This is a genomic window from Kocuria subflava (assembly GCF_012163155.1).
Taxonomy (GTDB): Bacteria; Actinomycetota; Actinomycetes; order Actinomycetales; family Micrococcaceae; genus Kocuria; species Kocuria subflava.
Window position 1 is genome coordinate 45,375 of sequence record NZ_JAAVUN010000010.1, and the last position, 15,779, is coordinate 61,153.

Below are 15,779 nucleotides of genomic sequence, written 5' to 3' on the forward strand. Positions count from 1 at the left end.
CGGGCGGCGCGGCCCCCCCGGCGCGCCGCCGGAGGCGGGGGTGCCCCCCCCTGGCGGAGGAGAGCGGGGCCACCCCCCCCACCCCGGCGTTTTTCATGCCCGGTTTCGACCTCCTCAACCACGCCCAAGCCCTGTGAATATACCCCTGAGGGTATTAGGTTGGAAGGTGTGAGGCGCAGCTGCGCCGTACCTACGACTCCCCGAGGAGGCACTCATGCTCTTGGAGCGCATCTACGACGAGGACCTAGCACAGGCCAGCTACTTCATTGGCTGCCAGCGCGAGAACACGGCGGTGGTGGTTGACCCCCGCCGTGACATCGAGGTGTTCCAGCGCCTGGCCCACGAGCACGGCATGCAGATCGTCGCGGTGACCGAAACCCACATCCACGCGGACTTCCTCTCCGGAACCCGTGAATTGGCGGCCGCCACCGGCGCGACCATGTACGTCTCTGCCGAAGGCGGCGAGGACTGGCAGTACCGCTTCGAGGCGGAGCGGCTCCACGACGGGTCCAGGCTCCAGATCGGCAACATCACCATCGAAGCCGTGCACACCCCCGGCCACACCCCCGAGCACCTCTCCTTCCTGGTCACGGACGGCGCCTTCGCGGATACCCCCGGGTACATGATGACCGGCGACTTTGTGTTCATCGGAGACCTCGGTCGCCCGGATCTGCTGGACGAAGCCGCCGGCGGCATCGACACCCGTTTCGAAGGCGCCCAGCGCATGTTCCGGAGCCTCAAGGAGAAGTTCCTGACCCTGCCCGACCACGTGCAGGTCTATCCGGCCCACGGCGCGGGCTCCGCTTGCGGCAAGGCCCTCGGCGCGATCCCCTCCACCACGGTCGGCTACGAACGCAACTACGCCTGGTGGAGCAAGTACGTCGAGAACGACGACGAGGCAGGCTTCGTGGACGAACTCCTGTTCGGCCAGCCTGATGCCCCGTTCTACTTCGGCCGCATGAAGAACCAGAACCGTCAGGGTCCGGACGTCATGGGTGAGCGAGGCGAGTTGCCGGAGTATTCCGCGAGCCAGCTTGCACCGCAGATCGAGTCCGGCGCTTTGTCGTTCGTGGACACTCGTCCCGTCGATGAAGTCCACAAGGGCACCGTGAAGCATGCGCTGCACATTCCGTCGGACGGCAAGATCGCCAGCTTCGGAGCCTGGGCCGTGGACCCGGACCGCAATCCAGCCCCGCTCGTCCTGCTGGCACCGAACGGCGATGCGGCACGCGAGATCTGGGACCACCTGGTGCGCGTGGGCATCGATGACGTCACGGGATACATCCCGTCCATGGACGGCCTCCCGCAGGAGACCCCCGAGGTCATCGATCCCGCGGAGCTCGAGGGCTTTGACCGCGACTTCCTTCTGGATGTCCGTGCGGTTAGCGAATACCAAGGTGGTCACATCGACGGCGCCGAGCAGCTCCACGGTGGACGTGTGTTGTGGAACCTGGAGAAGCTCCCGCAGGAGGGCACGATCGTGACCTATTGCCAGAGCGGTCTGCGCAGTTCGATTGTCGCGAACATGCTGCGCAACAACGGCTTCCAGGTCGCGGAGCTCAGGGGCTCGATCAACAACTGGATGAATAAGGGCCGGGAGGTCGTGACCGCCTGACGCACCGAAACGACACAATGAGGGCCCCTCACCAAATCTGTGAGGGGCCCTCCGCCATGCGATGGCCAATCGTTCCGGAAACCGTGCGGAGGTCACCCGGGTATCGGGTCTCACATGGTCACGACGGTGCCGGTCGAGATCCCAGCGGACAGGCCGGAACCACCCGACACACCAGGACAGCCACACCCGTCACGGCAGCCACGCCTGCCAGGATCAGGCCCGCCGGATCGGGAAGCTCTTGCACCAGGACCACAATGCCCACGGTCAGGACGAACCATCCGAATCCCTTGCGCAACGCCTGGGCCGGAACCCTGGCCGCCACGTTGGAACCGATCAGGGAGCCGAGGACCGCCGTCGTCGTCACGGCCGCGACCAGTGTCCACTGAAGATGCACCGAGGACAGGTGACCGACGAGCCCCACAAAGGAGTTCATGGCGATCACCATCAGGAACGTTCCCACGGCGACAGGCATGCTCAATCCGGCCAACAGCGCCAGGGCCGGGACCACGAGGAAACCGCCCCCGGCACCGATGAGACCCGTGACCATACCGACCCCCAGACCGATGGCAACCAACGTCAGGCGGGAAGATTCGGCCCGGCAGTCCGGACCGTCGCACGGACGGCGACCGCGAATCATGACCACCGAGGTTGCCACCGTCATCACGGCAAAGGCCACCATCAGAACTGTGGGGCTGATGTGTTCACCGATCATGGCGCCCAGGAAGGCTGCAGCCATGCTGGTGGCCCCGAAGACCAGACCGGTACGCCATTGCACGAACCCGCGGCGAGCATGGGTCAGAGCGCTGATGGCGCTGGTCACGCCCACCACGAACAGGGACGTGGCGATGGCCTCCCGTGGGTCGAGTCCGGCCACGTAGGTCAGCATGGGCACGGTCAGGATCGAACCGCCTCCGCCCAACATGCCCAGTGAGAGCCCGATGGCCAAGGCCAGGACCAACGTCGGGATCAGGAGCCCGCTCATGCCGGCCACCGCGCCGCTGTCTCAGTGCCCACGACTGATCACCGGCCGCTCGGCAGTTGGTCCAAGACGTCCTGAGGCGTGACCTCCCGGGTATCGCGGTTCCACGGCATCTTGGCCAGCACACTGCCCATGGCGCACGTGTTGGTGGCGGCGGAGTAGGCCAAACCGGCACCGACTCCCCCGCTGAGCAGGCGCAGTTTGGGAGAGAGCAGCTGCCCACCCAGGACCCCCGCCAGCACCAGCGACCCGGCCGCCATGCGCACCTGGCGCTCCATGGCCCACGCCTGTTTGCCCTCCACGACCGCACCCCCGGCCGCCGCGTAGGCTGCGGCACCACCGTCCAGCACATGGGCGTCCTGCAGCCCCGCAGCACTCAGCCGCTGCCTTGCTTGCGCAGCACGGACACCGGAGTGACAGACCAGGACCACGCGCTGATCCAGCCGATCAGCAATGTCCTCGGCGTGCTCGGAGAGCAGGTGCAGCGGGACGTTGTAACTGCCGCGGATGTGCAGGGACTCGAACTCGGCGGATGAACGGACGTCCACGACCGTGACATTGCCGTCCTGCATCCAGGTCAGCAGCGTGGCCGGGGCAATCTCGGTGACATGGGTGGTCATCGGGCACGGCTCCTCAAGCTAGGGAATGTGGCACCGTCAGTATGTCACATACCCCCAGGGGTATCCTGCCCGATGTGACTCAGCTGAAGTCCGGGCCCTTCTCGCGGCCACGCTTGAGCTCGTAGAACCCCGGGTAGCTGGACAGCGTCAACGCAGCGTCCCAAATCCTGCCGGCTTCCTCACCCTTGGGTGCCGGGGTGAACACGGGGCCAAAGAAGCCTACGCCGTTCACAGCGATGCACGGTGTTCCGATGTCCTGACCAGCCACTGCACGAGCAGCATCGGTGGAGGCCCGCAGGGCGTCGTCGTGGTCTTCCGAGTTGCGGGCTTCGGCAAGCTCGGTCGGCAGGCCCACCTCCTGAAGGGACTCCTCCAGCACCGCCACCAGCTGATCGTCCTTGCCGCGGCGTCCCGGGTGGATCCGGGTCCCGATGGCGTCGTACAGCGGCTTGCGGTATTGATCACCGTGGGCCTGAGCGGCAGCTTCCACCACACGCACCGGCCACATGGATTCAATGTGGCCGTGGTGGTGGTTCTCCGGGTTGTCCTCATTGAGGATGCCCAGGGAAATGACGCGCCAGTTCACCTGGACGTCGCGGATCTGCTCCACCTCACCCATCCACCGGGAGGTCATCCACGCCCACGGGCACAGGGGGTCGAACCAGAAGTCAACGGTGTCACTCATGAGGTCTCCTAACGCAGCAAGCGTTCTAGGGATGCATCGGCACGTTTGCCGTGCCACTGCCTCAAACTTACGACGACGCCGCCCGGGATGCCGTGTCCGGGAGCTCAAAGGCGGGCTGTGATCTCGCGCAGCGAACGCAGGTTTCGGGCGGTGCCGCGCCGGCCGTCAGGCAGAGTCAGACGCATGAGCCGCTCAGCCATCCGGGAGGTGGAGAGTCCTGCGGGTGTGTGCAGCCAGACAACATCGTGATCCGCGCTCACCTGGTCAGTGTCATCCGACCGCACAAGGTCAAGAGCCTGCTGGAGCATGGGAGTGGGGATGGCCGCGGGATAGAAGATGGCGTGCACACAGCGAGGATCTTCTACGGCAGGCCACGGGCAGTCAGCCAGGATGTCCCGGAACCGACCGGCTGAGACCATGACCACGGGGACCGGGAACCCGAACTCATCCTGGATCGCGGTCTCCAAGAGCTGACGGAGCGAATCCGTGGTGCACTCCTGTGGGTCAGTGGCCACCACGTTGCCGGACTGGATGTAGGTCTGAATCTCAGTGAGGCCAATGGATTCCACCACGGCCCGCAAATCCGCCATGGGAACTTTGTGGCGCCCGCCCACGTTGATGCCACGCAACAGTGCGACTACCCGTGCCACGGCGTGCTCAGCTTCCGTGCTGTGGATCAGGCGGACTTGGATTCGTCAGCCGGTTCGGCCGTGACAACCTGCGGGGCAACACCGTCAGTCACGCTGTCCGCATCCACAATCACCTCAGCGGCATCTTCCACCGTGGGCAGATCGAACATGACCGGCAGCAGCACTTCTTCCATGATGGCGCGCAATCCGCGGGCTCCGGTTCCCCGTTCAATGGCCTTCTCCGCAATGGCTTGCAAGGCCTCCGGGGTGAAAGTCAGAGCCACACCGTCAAGGTCGAACATCTTCTGGTACTGCTTGGTCAACGCGTTCTTGGGCTCCACCAAGATGCGCTTGAGGTCCTCATCCGTGAGCTCGTTCAACGCGGTGATGATGGGCAGTCGGCCGATGAACTCCGGGATCAATCCGAACTTCAGCAGGTCCTCCGGCATGACCTTGCCCATCAGTTCAGACACCGGTCCGTGGGCGATCTGCTCCACGGGGGCGCCAAAACCGATGGAGGTCTTCCCGGCCCGGGACTCCACAATGTCCTCCAGCCCCGCAAAGGCGCCGGCCACGATGAACAGCACGTTGGTGGTGTCGATCTGGATGAAATCCTGCTGCGGGTGCTTGCGCCCACCCTGCGGTGGAACGGACGCGACCGTGCCTTCCAGGATCTTCAGCAGAGCCTGCTGGACACCCTCACCGGAGACGTCCCGGGTGATGGATGGGTTCTCCGATTTGCGGGAGATCTTGTCGATCTCATCGATGTAGATGATCCCGGATTCTGCACGCTTGACGTCAAAATCAGCGGCCTGGATGAGCTTGAGCAGGATGTTCTCCACGTCCTCGCCCACATACCCGGCCTCGGTCAGGGACGTGGCATCAGCCACGGCGAACGGCACGTTCAAGCGCCGCGCCAGGGACTGCGCCAGATAGGTCTTGCCGGAACCGGTGGGACCAACCAACAGAATGTTGGACTTGGCGATCTCCACGTCCTCGTCCCCCGCAGCGGTGGCCAACTGTAACGGCTTGCCGGACTGGGAGGCGCGCACACGCTTGTAGTGGTTGTAGACCGCAACCGACAGCGCACGCTTGGCCGTCTCCTGGCCCACCACGTACTGCTGGAGGTGGTCGAAAATCTCACGAGGGGTGGGAAGGGCCGACTCTTCAGAGGCCTCAACCTCGGTCAGCTCTTCCTCGATGATCTCGTTGCACAGCTCGATGCACTCGTCACAGATGTAGACGCCTGGCCCAGCGATGAGCTTGCGGACCTGCTTCTGACTCTTTCCGCAGAAAGAGCACTTCAGCAGATCAGCGCTTTCGCCGATGCGGGCCATGTGCACTCCTTAGAGCTGGTCGTGATCACAGGAACCTCTTCCGTTCCCACCGGTTCTGGGCAGGACGCGTTTGCCCCCGTGTACCAGGAAGCCCACGATACGCGAGCCCACTGACAGCCACCAACGCGACACCACTTGCACCATCAAGAACGGGGCTCGGCCGGTTCCGCGCCCGCGGCGTCGTCGTTGTTGTTGTTAGTCAGGAACCGCTGCGGTAGTTGATGGGCCACGGACGGCCCGCCCGACGACGTCGGAAGAACCAGCGGATCCTTGCGCAACAACGCCACCACGGACACGGCCAACGCCAGGATCACAAAGATGAACGGTGCCGCGGAGAGCATGACCGCGGTCTGCAGGGCCTGCAATCCCCCGGCGTAGAGCAACACGGCCGCCATGGCACCGGTCAAGGCACCCCACACCAGCAACACCGGGCGGCTGGGATGCATGTTGCCATCCGTGGAAATCACGGCCAGTACGTACGTGTTGGAATCAGCACCGGTCACAAAATAGAGGACCACCAGGATGATGGCCACCACAGAGGTGAGCAGGGTCCAGGGCAGTTGGTCCAACAGGCCGAAGAACGCGGTGTTGACGTTCTCCGCCGCTGCCTGGCCGATGGCTGTCCCCCGATTCATGTCCATGAACATGGCACTTCCGCCAAAGACCGTGAACCAGGCGGAGAACACCACCGTGGGAACCCCCAGGACCACACCCACGAACTGGCGGATGGTCCGGCCCTTGGAGATGCGGGCCAGGAAAACTCCCACAAAGGCACCCCAGCTGACCCACCACGCCATCATGAAGTAGGTCCACCACTGCATCCATGCCAGCTCATCCGAGGTGGCAGGCAGCATCAGGCTGATCTCCAGGAAATCCCCCGCATAGCTGCCCACCGCGCGGAAATACATGTTGATCAGATAGGTGGTGGGGCCTGCGACCAGCACAAACACCAGCAGCGCCAGTGCCAGAACCATGGTGATCTGACTCAGGTGCCGGATGCCGCGGCCCACACCACTCATGGCCGAGGCGGTGAAGATCACGGTGATCACTGAAATGATCACCAACTGCGCAGGGATGGTGGTGAGGGCTGCGCCGGTGACCTGCTCCAGACCCTGGCTGACCTGGGCTGCCCCTAGTCCCAGGGAGGTTGTGGTGCCGAACAGCGTGGAGAGGATCACCAGGACATCCACAGCCTTGCCGACGACGCCATCTGCATGGCGTGCGATCAGGGGCCTGAGGATGGGTGAGACCAATCCCTTGTTGCCCAGCCTGTGGGTGGAGTACCCAATGGCCAACCCGAAGATCCCAAAGATGGCCCAGGCGTGCAGACCCCAGTCCAGAAACGTGAACCGCAGGGCATCCACCACGGCGTCCTGGCTTCCAGGTTCAGACAGTCCGTGCGGCGGTGTCCACAGATGGATCACCGGTTGGGCCACGCCGTAGGTGATCAAGCCAATGCCCATGACCGCCCCCATGAGCATGGCGATCCACGCGTACGTGGGGTATTCAGGTTCAGAGTCATCCGGGCCCAACTTGATCCGCCCGTATTTGGTGACCGCCAGGACCACCAGCAACACCATGATGGCCAGCGGAATCACCAGCATGGACCAGCCGGTGTTCTCCGTCACCCAGCTCAAAGCCTGGTCGGAAGCCTCACCCACCTGCTCCGGTACGGCCGCGGCCACCACCATGATCACCAGGATCAACACCACGGAGACCCAGAACACCACCCGTCCGCGGCCGGCGTCGGGAGAATTTTCAAACACGGATGCGTCCTGAGACATGGGGGTTGCGCTTCCTGCCGGGATGGGGTGTCGTCCTACTGTGACACGACTGAAGGCCACTTCCTTGCCGGGAAGTGGCCTTCAGTCGTGTCACACCTGGTCTGAGATCACGGGATGCTCAGGCAGTCACCGTCTTGGGCTTAACCGCCTTGCGGGATTCCAGAACGTGATCCACGATCCCGTACTCCTTGGCCTCGGTGGCCGTGAGGATCTTGTCGCGCTCAATGTCCCGGTTGATCTGCTCGGAGCTCTTGCCGGTGTGCAGCGCCATGGTGTCTTCCAACCAGGTCCGCATGCGCACGATCTCGTTGGCCTGGATCTCGATGTCCGAGGCCTGGCCGCCACCCTGACCCTGCATGGCCGGCTGGTGGATCAACACACGGGCGTTCGGCAGCGCCAGGCGCTTGCCCGGGGTGCCCGCTGCCAACAACACGGAAGCAGCCGAGGCCGCCTGACCCAGGCACACGGTCTGGATCTCCGGGCGGATGAACTGCATGGTGTCGTAAATGGCCGTCATGGCCGTGAACGATCCACCGGGAGAGTTGATGTACATGGTGATGTCCCGGTCCGAGTCCTGAGCCTCGAGCACCAGCAGCTGCGCCATGACGTCGTCGGCGGAAGCGTCATCCACCTGGACGCCCAAGAACACAATGCGGTCCTCGAACAACTTGGTGTACGGGTTCTGGCGGCGGTAACCGTAGGGCGTGCGCTCCTCAAAATCGGGCAGCACGTAACGGCTGGTGGGCACGTTACCAGCGGTCGAACCCGGAAGGTACGGCGCGCCGGCCTGTCCAAACATGGAGTTCATGGAAGTCATCCTTAGAAAATTGAGCCGTGATCTGGCAGAGGCGTGGTGGTCAGGGGCCCGGTCAGGACTCCTGGTCCTTCATGGTTCCGCCGCCACCGGAGACACCGGATGCGTTCTGGGCAATGTGGTCAAAGAAGCCGTACTCCAGGCCGCGCTCGGCTGTGAACCAGTTGTCGCGGTCGTTGTCTTCCAAGATCCTTTCAATGCTCTGACCGGTCTGCTCAGCCGTCAGCTCTGCCAGGCGCCGCTTCATGTCCATGATCAACTCGGCCTGGACACGAACGTCAGAGGCCGTACCACCCATGCCACCGGAGGGCTGGTGCATCAGGATGCGGGTGTTGGGCGTGGCGTAACGCTTGCCCGGGGTGCCGGAGGACAGCAGAAACTGCCCCATGGAGGCTGCCAGACCGGTGGCCACGGTCACCACGTCGTTGGGGATCAACTGCATGGTGTCGTAGATCGCCATCCCGGCGGTCACGGAACCACCCGGAGAGTTGATGTAGAGGTAGATGTCCGCTTCCGGGTCCTCGGCGGAGAGCAGCAGCATCTGCGAGCAGATCAGGTTGGCGTTGCGGTCCTCCACCTGGGAGCCCAGCCAGATGATCCGCTCCTTGAGCAGACGGTTGTAGACATAGTCGTCCTGGCCGGCAATGGGCTGGCTGTCCATCCGCGGCTGTACGGAGGAGTGCTCCGGGGTCAACGGAGAGGTCATCAGTGCATCCCTCTTTCGCATGAGTTCACGGTCCCGGTTCTCACCGGGCCTACCTGCCGCCTGCCACCCCAAGGGGTACCTGCGCTCAGGTCTGGTCGGTCGCGTTCGAGCCTAGTTGACCGGCACGCACGGGGATCCGTTGCCCGCGCATTGTTCGCTGGCGGCGTGCCTCACCTCGGCCTGGACAGACGACGACGCCCGCCGGGCAGGTTGGTCACCTACCCGGCGGGCGTCGTCAATACGGTGTCGGTCAACCGTGGCGGCTCACCGCACGGCTCACTTCTCCTCGGATGCCTCGGCCTCAGCGGAGTCCTCGGCTGCATCCTCAGCACCGGCCGGGGTCACGAAAGCGGACAGGTCCACCTTGTTGCCGTCGGTGTCCACAACCTCGGCCTGCTCCAGAACCTTGGCCAGGGCCTTACGACGTCGCACCTCGCCAACCATCATTCCGGCCTGACCGGAACCATCCAGCATCTGGGCGAACTGGTTGGGGTCCATGCCGTACTGCTGGGAGGTGGAGATGATGTAGTCAATCAGCTCGGACTGCTCAACACCCAGTTCTTCCTTGTCCGCCACGGCATCCAGGATGACCTCGTTGCGGAAGGCGGACTTGGCGTTCTCCTCCACCTCGGAGCGGTGCTCGGGGGTGTCGTGATCGGCATCAGCGTTGGGGTTGTTGAAGTGCTGATCGATCTGTTCCTTGATGACGGACTCGGGCACCTCGACCTCAACCAGTCCGACCAGCTGCTCCAGGACCTTGTCGCGGGCCTCAACACCCTGCTCCACCACCACGGAGTCGGCGGCCTGCTTCTTGAGGTCGCCGCGCAGTTCCTCGATGGTGTCGAATTCGGAGGCCAGCTGGGCAAAGTCGTCGTCGGCCTCGGGCAGCTCGCGCTCCTTGACGGCCGTGACCTTGACCTTGACGGTCGCCTCCTGACCGGAGTGCTCGCCACCGGCCAGCTTGGTCACGAAGGTGGCGTCCTCGTCAGCGGAGAGCCCGGTCACGGCCTCGTCCATGCCTTCCAGCATGGTGCCGGAGCCGACCTCGTAGGAGAGATCGTTGGCGGCGTCGACCTCTTCGTCGTCGATCAGGGCCTGCAGGTCCAGGGCGACGAAGTCACCTTCGGCAGCCGGGCGATCGATGGTCTTGAGGGTGCCAAAGCGGCTACGCAGCTCGTCCAGAGCCTTCTGCTCGTCCTCATCACCTGCGGTGCGGGCTTCCACCTCAACCTTGAGGCCCTTGTAGTCGGGAAGCTCGATCTCGGGGCGCACGGTGACCTCGATGACGGCCTTGGTGTCGGCCTCGCGGTCCTCAGCGGTGGGCTGCTGGGACACTTCCAGCTGCGGCTGGGCGATCGGGGTGAGCTGGTGCTCGGCCAGGGCCTGCTGGAAGAAGGTGTCCATGGCCTCGTTCAGGGCGTTCTCCACCACGAACTCGTAGCCAACACGCTGCTCGATCAGCTTGGCCGGGACCTTGCCTACACGGAAGCCGGGGACCTGGATCTGGTTGGCCAGGGACTTGTAGGTCCGGTCGATAAACGGCTTGAGGTCCGCGAACGGGATCTCCAGATCGATCTTTGCCTGGGTGGGGCTGACGTTTTCGACGGTGCTCTGCACTGGCGCTGCGCTCCTGATAAGTGGGTGATGACAGGTCTCAGCCCGCGGCCCTCACACAGGCGCAGCCACTCAGCTGATCTGCTCGAGGTCACGGGCGCGGTACGCGACCGCCACGGTCTGACACGTCCATTCGGTGCCTGACCTGCACGGTCGAACGTCGGGGTGACAGGACTCGAACCTGCGATCTCCTGCTCCCAAAGCAGGCGCGCTAGCCACTGCGCTACACCCCGTGGGTGATCTGTGCTCCCGTCCGGCGGGCCGGACGGTCAACCGGACACCAGGTCCGGGCACAGACATCGCACGAGTCTAGCGCGCCCGGGACCGTACGCGAACTCCCGGCGATTCGGTGGTGTCCCTCCCCCACTCGATTGCGCGTGCCCGCCCTCCCACCCGCACTCGAGTTTGTCTACGACGCCGGACCTCGGGTACCGTTGCATCGCTCACTGGCACTCGCCTGGTGGCCGGGACAACCCGGCGGCCGGAATGGATTGCAGTGCGCGGGGATGTAGCTCAATGGTAGAGCCCCAGTCTTCCAAACTGGCTACGCGGGTTCGATTCCCGTCATCCCCTCCGAAGACGCCTGAGGCCCGGTCATCATGACCGGGCCTCAGTGCTTTGCGCGGACCAACCCGTGAGATCACCACCAAATGATGAGATCACCGGCACCGGGGTGTCATCTCATCAACAGCCGGTGATCTCACGCCAGCCGTGGGCACCCATCCGGGTGGTCAGGTGCCAGGTGCCTGGCAGGTGGGACACCAGTACAGGGTGCGGCCCACCATTTCCGTGACCTCCACGGGAGTCTGGCAATGACGGCACGGTTTGCCGGCCCGTTTGTAGACGTAATTGGCGTGCTCCGGCCACGCTCGCTCGTCCGGAATGCGTGGGCGATCCGCCTGGTCCGTGGTGACAATGCGTCCCAGCCTGACGCCGATCTTCAACAGCTCCCGGTTCTCCGTCCACAGCCCACGCAGAACCTCCTCCCCCGCCTGGTTTCCAGGAAGGAAGGGATCAACCTTTTGTCGGAAGAGGGATTCGGCCCGGTAGATGTTGCCGACTCCCGCAATCACCTGTTGTTCCATCAGCAACGCCGCAATCGGCCGTGCGGATCGACCGGCTCGGGCCACGAACAACCCACCGGTTTCATCGGGGTCCAACGGGTCCGGCCCCAGCCGCTTCAACGCAGCGGCAGCCTCGGACACGGTTTCCACACGGCATTCCGTGGGACCCCGCAGATCCGCCCATCCGTGCTTCCCACGCAGACGCACGCGGATGGCACCGCGCGCGGCCTCGGGCACCACCCAACCGTGCTCATCACGCGCACGCCCGTGGCCGTCATCTGCAGCAACCCGGTCAGCACGACGCCGCGGGTTGTCGGCCGTGGCCAAGGATTCGAACTGCTCGTCCCCGGCAAAAGTCCATTTCCCGTAGAGACCCAGGTGTGAACGCATGACCAGGACGTCGTCGTGGTTCTCCGGGGCGGCAAAGTGCATGTGCAGCTGCTTACCAAAGGCTTGGGCGAACACCAGGCGCCGCCCGTTGAGCAACAGTGCACCCCGGGAGAACCGCCCCTGCGGGCTGCTGACCTCCAAGAGCTGACCGCCAAAGACCGAGTTCATGCGCGCGGCCAGGCGGTGAATGGTGTGTCCTTCAGGCACCGGCTTCCGCGTCCCCGTACGGGCGGGCCGTCACATGTGAAAGGTGACCGGAGACGTCCCCGGTGGATTCGAATTCTTCGATCTGGTTGATGCGGCGCACGTGGCGGTCATCGCCGGGAAACTCCGTGGACAGAAAAGCGCGGACAATTTCCAGGCCCTCCTCCGGCGAATGCTGCCGACCGCCCAAGGCCACCACCTGTGCGTTGTTGTGCTCCCGCGCCAACTGCGCCGTGGAGATGTTCCAGGCCAGAGCAGCACGGACGCCGCGGACCTTGTTGGCCGCCATCTGCTCACCGTTGCCGGAGCCACCCAGCACGATGCCCAGGGAGTCCAAGCCGTTGGCGCGATCCTCCATGACCGCCTGAGCTGCGTGGATGCAGAAAGCCGGGTAGTCATCAACGGCCTCGTAGACCTGGGGACCGTGATCGATCATCTGGTAACCGTCGGCGGCCAGATGCTCCACCAAGTACTGGGAGAGTTCCATTCCTGCGTGATCGGTGGCGATGTGGACGCGCATTCGCGCAACTCCTTCACGGTCGGGCGGCACCCGGCTGAAACCTGGGCACCTGCCAGCCTAAACCAGCGGGCTCGACCAGAACGTGACGCATGGCATCATGGGGCGAAACCCCTGCACGTCTTCCCCTCGTCAGGAAGCGCAACACCTGCGTTTCCGTTGAAAGGACTGCACCACAGTGCCCGGAAAGAACCTCACCCGTCAGGAGGCCGCCGAACGCGCGCAGCTCCTGGAAGTCGACTCTTATGACGTCGTTCTGGACCTCACCACCGGGGACAGCACGTTTCACACGACGACGACGGTGAAGTTCAAGGCCAAACCTGGTGCCTCCACGTTCATTGATGCCTTCACGGCCTCGGTCAACTCGATCCAACTCAACGGGCGTGACCTGGACCCGGCCGAAGTGGCGGACGGCGTACGCATTCAGCTGCCTGAGCTGGCGGCCCACAATGAGCTGACGGTGGATGCGCAGATGTTCTACACCAACACGGGTGAAGGTCTGCACCGCTTTGTGGATCCCGTGGACGGTGAGGTCTACCTGTACTCACAGTTCGAGGTGGCTGACACCCGACGCATGTTCCCGGTGTTCGAGCAGCCGGATCTGAAGTCGCGCTTCACGTTCACCGTGACGGCTCCGGAGCACTGGCAGGTGGTGTCCAACCAGCCCACTCCTGAACCCACCGCCGCCGGTGAGGGTAGCGCCACCTGGGCTTTTGGTGCCACGCCCCTGCTACCGCCCTACATCACTGCCCTGGTGGCCGGGCCGTATGCAGCGGTCCGGGACCAGCTGACCTCAACGGATGGGCGCACCATTGCCCTGGGTGTGTTCGCGCGGCAGTCCCTGATGGAGCACGTGGACTCGGAGGAGATCTTTGAGATCACCAAACGGGGTTTTGAATTCTACGAATCCCAGTTCGACTCGCCTTATCCGTTTGAGAAGTACGACCAACTTTTTGTGCCCCAGTTCAATGCCGGGGCCATGGAGAACGCCGGGTGTGTGACGTTCGTGGAGGCCTATGTGTTCCGGTCCCGGCCCACGCAGGCGCGGGTGGAACGCCGAGCCACCACCATCCTTCACGAGCTGGCGCACATGTGGTTCGGCAATCTGGTGACCATGCGTTGGTGGAACGATCTCTGGCTCAACGAGTCCTTTGCCGAGTACGCCTCCACCCTGGCCCAGGCGCAAGCCACCCGGTACACGAATGCCTGGACCACCTTTGCCGCCATGGAGAAGTCCTGGGCCTTTGAGCAGGATCAACTGCCCACCACCCACCCGGTCAAGGCCGAGATCAACGATCTCGAAGACGTCCTGGTCAACTTTGACGGCATCACCTACGCCAAGGGCGCCTCTGTGCTCAAGCAACTGGTGGCGTGGGTGGGCCAGGAACAGTTCATGGCCGGTTTGCGCACGTACTTCACCCAGTACGGATGGGCCAACGCGGAGCTCTCTGATCTGATGGCCGAGCTGGAAGCGGCCTCCGGACGCGACCTCAAGGACTGGACCGCGCGCTGGCTGGAGACCGCCGGGGTCAACACCCTCAGCCCGGACTGCGTGCGCAATGACGACAACATCATCACCTCCTTTGCCATCGAACAGACCGCAACGGAGGACTACCCCACGCTGCGCCCGCACCGGCTGGCCATCGGGTTCTACGACGTCGACGACGCCACGGGCCAACTGATCCGCAACCACCGGGTGGAGATCGACGTGGACGGCCCCCGCACCGAGGTCCCAGAACTCATTGGCCTTGAAGCTCCGGATCTGGTGCTGGTCAACGACGACGACCTCGCCTACACCAAGATCCGCCTGGACGAGTATTCGCAGGACACCGCCACGGAGCACCTCAAGGACTTTGCAGAATCCCTCCCCCGCGCACTGGTGTGGCAGGCCGCTTGGGACGGTGTTCACGACGCCGCCGCCCCGGCTCGCGGATACGTCCAGACGGTGTTGAACAACGTCGGTGCCGAGACTGACTCCACCACCGTGCTGGTCCAGCTGCGCCAGTTGGACACCGTTCTGGACTCTTACATCGCAGCGGAAGACCGGGAGGCGATCGACGTCGACGCCGCTGAGCGACTGTGGCACCTGGCCCAGGCTGCTGAACCAGGATCGGACAACCAACTGCAGTTCGTCCGCGCCTATGCCCGCCGGGCCCGTACAGCGGAACAATTGGAACGTGTGGACGGGTTGGACTCCGGCGAGCTGCTACTGGACGGTCTGGAGATTGACACTGACCTCCGGTGGGCCCTGTTGATCTCGCTGGCCGCCGGCGGGCGGGTTGACTCTGCTGGAGTGGAAGCCGCCTTGGAGCGGGACAACACGGAGCACGGTGCCATTGCGGCCTCCCAGGCGCGTGCTGCCATTCCCACCGCAGAGGCCAAGGCCGCTGTGTGGCACGCCGTGATGGAGGAAGGCTCCATGCCCAACTCCTTGCAGGAAGCCGCCATTGCCGGTTTCCAGCAGGCACCGGATGATGACCTGCTGGCCCCGTACGCCGAGCGGTACTTCCAGGCCGTCACGGGCATCTACCGCGAGCGCTCTCATGAGATCGCCGAACAGATTGCCGTGGGCATGTTCCCCCGCCATCCGGTGCAGGCCACTGTGGATGCCGCCGATGAGTTCTTGGCTCAGCTGCCGGGCGATCTCAACGGTCTACGGCGCTTGGTGTTGGAGGGTCGGGACCGTGTGGCCCGCGCTGTGGCGGCACAGGCCGTGGATGCGAAGGCGCAGGCATGAGCCAGGATTCTGCTCCGGTTCAGGGTGGCGATCCGGTTCAGGGTGGCGATCCGGTTCAGGGTGGCGATCCGGTTCAGGGTGGCG

General features: G+C 64.2%; 13 protein-coding genes and 2 tRNA genes. 3 read left to right on the forward strand and 12 right to left on the reverse strand.

Going from position 1 to position 15,779, the window contains the following annotated elements; genetic code table 11:
• Positions 1-214: 214 nt before the first annotated feature.
• Positions 215-1,615: an MBL fold metallo-hydrolase gene (locus GTW58_RS06600; protein ID WP_119932726.1), complete on the forward strand. Its 1,401-nt coding sequence runs from the start codon at positions 215-217 to the stop codon at positions 1,613-1,615.
• Between the two features lie 118 nt (positions 1,616-1,733).
• On the opposite strand, the gene GTW58_RS06605 is transcribed toward GTW58_RS06600, so the two are convergent.
• The 10 genes from GTW58_RS06605 to GTW58_RS06650 all read right to left on the reverse strand — a co-directional run bounded on the left by GTW58_RS06605 (position 1,734) and on the right by GTW58_RS06650 (position 11,016).
• Complete coding sequence (locus GTW58_RS06605) at positions 1,734-2,597, reverse strand: sulfite exporter TauE/SafE family protein (RefSeq protein WP_119932757.1); 864 nt, start codon at positions 2,595-2,597, stop codon at positions 1,734-1,736.
• 38 nt (positions 2,598-2,635) lie between these two features.
• A complete protein-coding gene (locus GTW58_RS06610; protein WP_119932727.1) occupies positions 2,636-3,214 on the reverse strand; it encodes a rhodanese-like domain-containing protein in 579 nt (192 codons plus the stop codon).
• Between the two features lie 79 nt (positions 3,215-3,293).
• Positions 3,294-3,899 carry a mycothiol-dependent nitroreductase Rv2466c family protein gene (locus tag GTW58_RS06615; protein WP_047687868.1) on the reverse strand — a complete coding sequence of 202 codons (606 nt, stop codon included), beginning with the start codon at positions 3,897-3,899 and terminating at the stop codon, positions 3,294-3,296.
• Positions 3,900-4,003: 104 nt separating this feature from the next.
• Entirely contained in the window at positions 4,004-4,549 is a 546-nt protein-coding gene (locus GTW58_RS06620) for a DUF1697 domain-containing protein (RefSeq protein ID WP_157980471.1), read from the reverse strand.
• A 26-nt stretch (positions 4,550-4,575) separates the two neighbouring features.
• The gene (gene clpX / locus GTW58_RS06625) at positions 4,576-5,865 is read right to left on the reverse strand and encodes an ATP-dependent Clp protease ATP-binding subunit ClpX (RefSeq protein WP_119932729.1); all 1,290 of its coding nucleotides are present in this window, start codon (positions 5,863-5,865) and stop codon (positions 4,576-4,578) included.
• Between the two features lie 143 nt (positions 5,866-6,008).
• Positions 6,009-7,649 (reverse strand): BCCT family transporter, encoded by a 1,641-nt coding sequence (locus GTW58_RS06630; protein ID WP_119932730.1) that lies wholly within the window; start codon positions 7,647-7,649, stop codon positions 6,009-6,011.
• A 118-nt stretch (positions 7,650-7,767) separates the two neighbouring features.
• The gene (locus GTW58_RS06635; RefSeq protein ID WP_119932758.1) at positions 7,768-8,448 is read right to left on the reverse strand and encodes an ATP-dependent Clp protease proteolytic subunit; all 681 of its coding nucleotides are present in this window, start codon (positions 8,446-8,448) and stop codon (positions 7,768-7,770) included.
• A 70-nt stretch (positions 8,449-8,518) separates the two neighbouring features.
• The gene (locus GTW58_RS06640) at positions 8,519-9,169 is read right to left on the reverse strand and encodes an ATP-dependent Clp protease proteolytic subunit (protein ID WP_119932731.1); all 651 of its coding nucleotides are present in this window, start codon (positions 9,167-9,169) and stop codon (positions 8,519-8,521) included.
• 276 nt (positions 9,170-9,445) lie between these two features.
• A complete protein-coding gene (gene tig, locus GTW58_RS06645) occupies positions 9,446-10,786 on the reverse strand; it encodes a trigger factor (protein WP_119932732.1) in 1,341 nt (446 codons plus the stop codon).
• Positions 10,787-10,943: 157 nt separating this feature from the next.
• Positions 10,944-11,016: transfer RNA gene (locus tag GTW58_RS06650), tRNA-Pro, on the reverse strand.
• 269 nt (positions 11,017-11,285) lie between these two features.
• Between GTW58_RS06650 and GTW58_RS06655 the strand changes: the two genes are divergently transcribed.
• Positions 11,286-11,356: transfer RNA gene (locus tag GTW58_RS06655), tRNA-Gly, on the forward strand.
• Between the two features lie 158 nt (positions 11,357-11,514).
• Here the strand turns inward: GTW58_RS06655 and GTW58_RS06660 are convergent.
• Together GTW58_RS06660 and GTW58_RS06665 are read right to left on the reverse strand one after the other, a co-directional pair.
• Positions 11,515-12,444 carry an Fpg/Nei family DNA glycosylase gene (locus GTW58_RS06660; RefSeq protein WP_047692475.1) on the reverse strand — a complete coding sequence of 310 codons (930 nt, stop codon included), beginning with the start codon at positions 12,442-12,444 and terminating at the stop codon, positions 11,515-11,517.
• Complete coding sequence (locus GTW58_RS06665; protein WP_119932733.1) at positions 12,437-12,961, reverse strand: ribose-5-phosphate isomerase; 525 nt, start codon at positions 12,959-12,961, stop codon at positions 12,437-12,439. Before GTW58_RS06665 ends, GTW58_RS06660 begins: the two co-directional genes overlap by 8 nt.
• A 175-nt stretch (positions 12,962-13,136) precedes the next feature.
• Between GTW58_RS06665 and pepN the strand changes: the two genes are divergently transcribed.
• Positions 13,137-15,695, forward strand: coding sequence for an aminopeptidase N (pepN, locus tag GTW58_RS06670; RefSeq protein ID WP_119932734.1), 2,559 nt, complete (start codon positions 13,137-13,139; stop codon positions 15,693-15,695).
• Positions 15,696-15,779: the final 84 nt, after the last annotated feature.

What these genes read in the sequence shown, in the direction of transcription:
- GTW58_RS06600 (WP_119932726.1), top strand. Translation starts at nt 215, where the DNA reads ATGCTCTTGGAGCGCATCTACGACGAGGACCTAGCACAGGCCAGCTAC.
- GTW58_RS06605 (WP_119932757.1), bottom strand. Translation starts at nt 2,597, where the DNA reads ATGAGCGGGCTCCTGATCCCGACGTTGGTCCTGGCCTTGGCCATCGGG.
- GTW58_RS06610 (WP_119932727.1), bottom strand. Translation starts at nt 3,214, where the DNA reads ATGACCACCCATGTCACCGAGATTGCCCCGGCCACGCTGCTGACCTGG.
- GTW58_RS06615 (WP_047687868.1), bottom strand. Translation starts at nt 3,899, where the DNA reads ATGAGTGACACCGTTGACTTCTGGTTCGACCCCCTGTGCCCGTGGGCG.
- clpX (WP_119932729.1), bottom strand. Translation starts at nt 5,865, where the DNA reads ATGGCCCGCATCGGCGAAAGCGCTGATCTGCTGAAGTGCTCTTTCTGC.
- GTW58_RS06630 (WP_119932730.1), bottom strand. Translation starts at nt 7,649, where the DNA reads ATGTCTCAGGACGCATCCGTGTTTGAAAATTCTCCCGACGCCGGCCGC.
- GTW58_RS06635 (WP_119932758.1), bottom strand. Translation starts at nt 8,448, where the DNA reads ATGTTTGGACAGGCCGGCGCGCCGTACCTTCCGGGTTCGACCGCTGGT.
- GTW58_RS06640 (WP_119932731.1), bottom strand. Translation starts at nt 9,169, where the DNA reads ATGACCTCTCCGTTGACCCCGGAGCACTCCTCCGTACAGCCGCGGATG.
- GTW58_RS06665 (WP_119932733.1), bottom strand. Translation starts at nt 12,961, where the DNA reads ATGCGCGTCCACATCGCCACCGATCACGCAGGAATGGAACTCTCCCAG.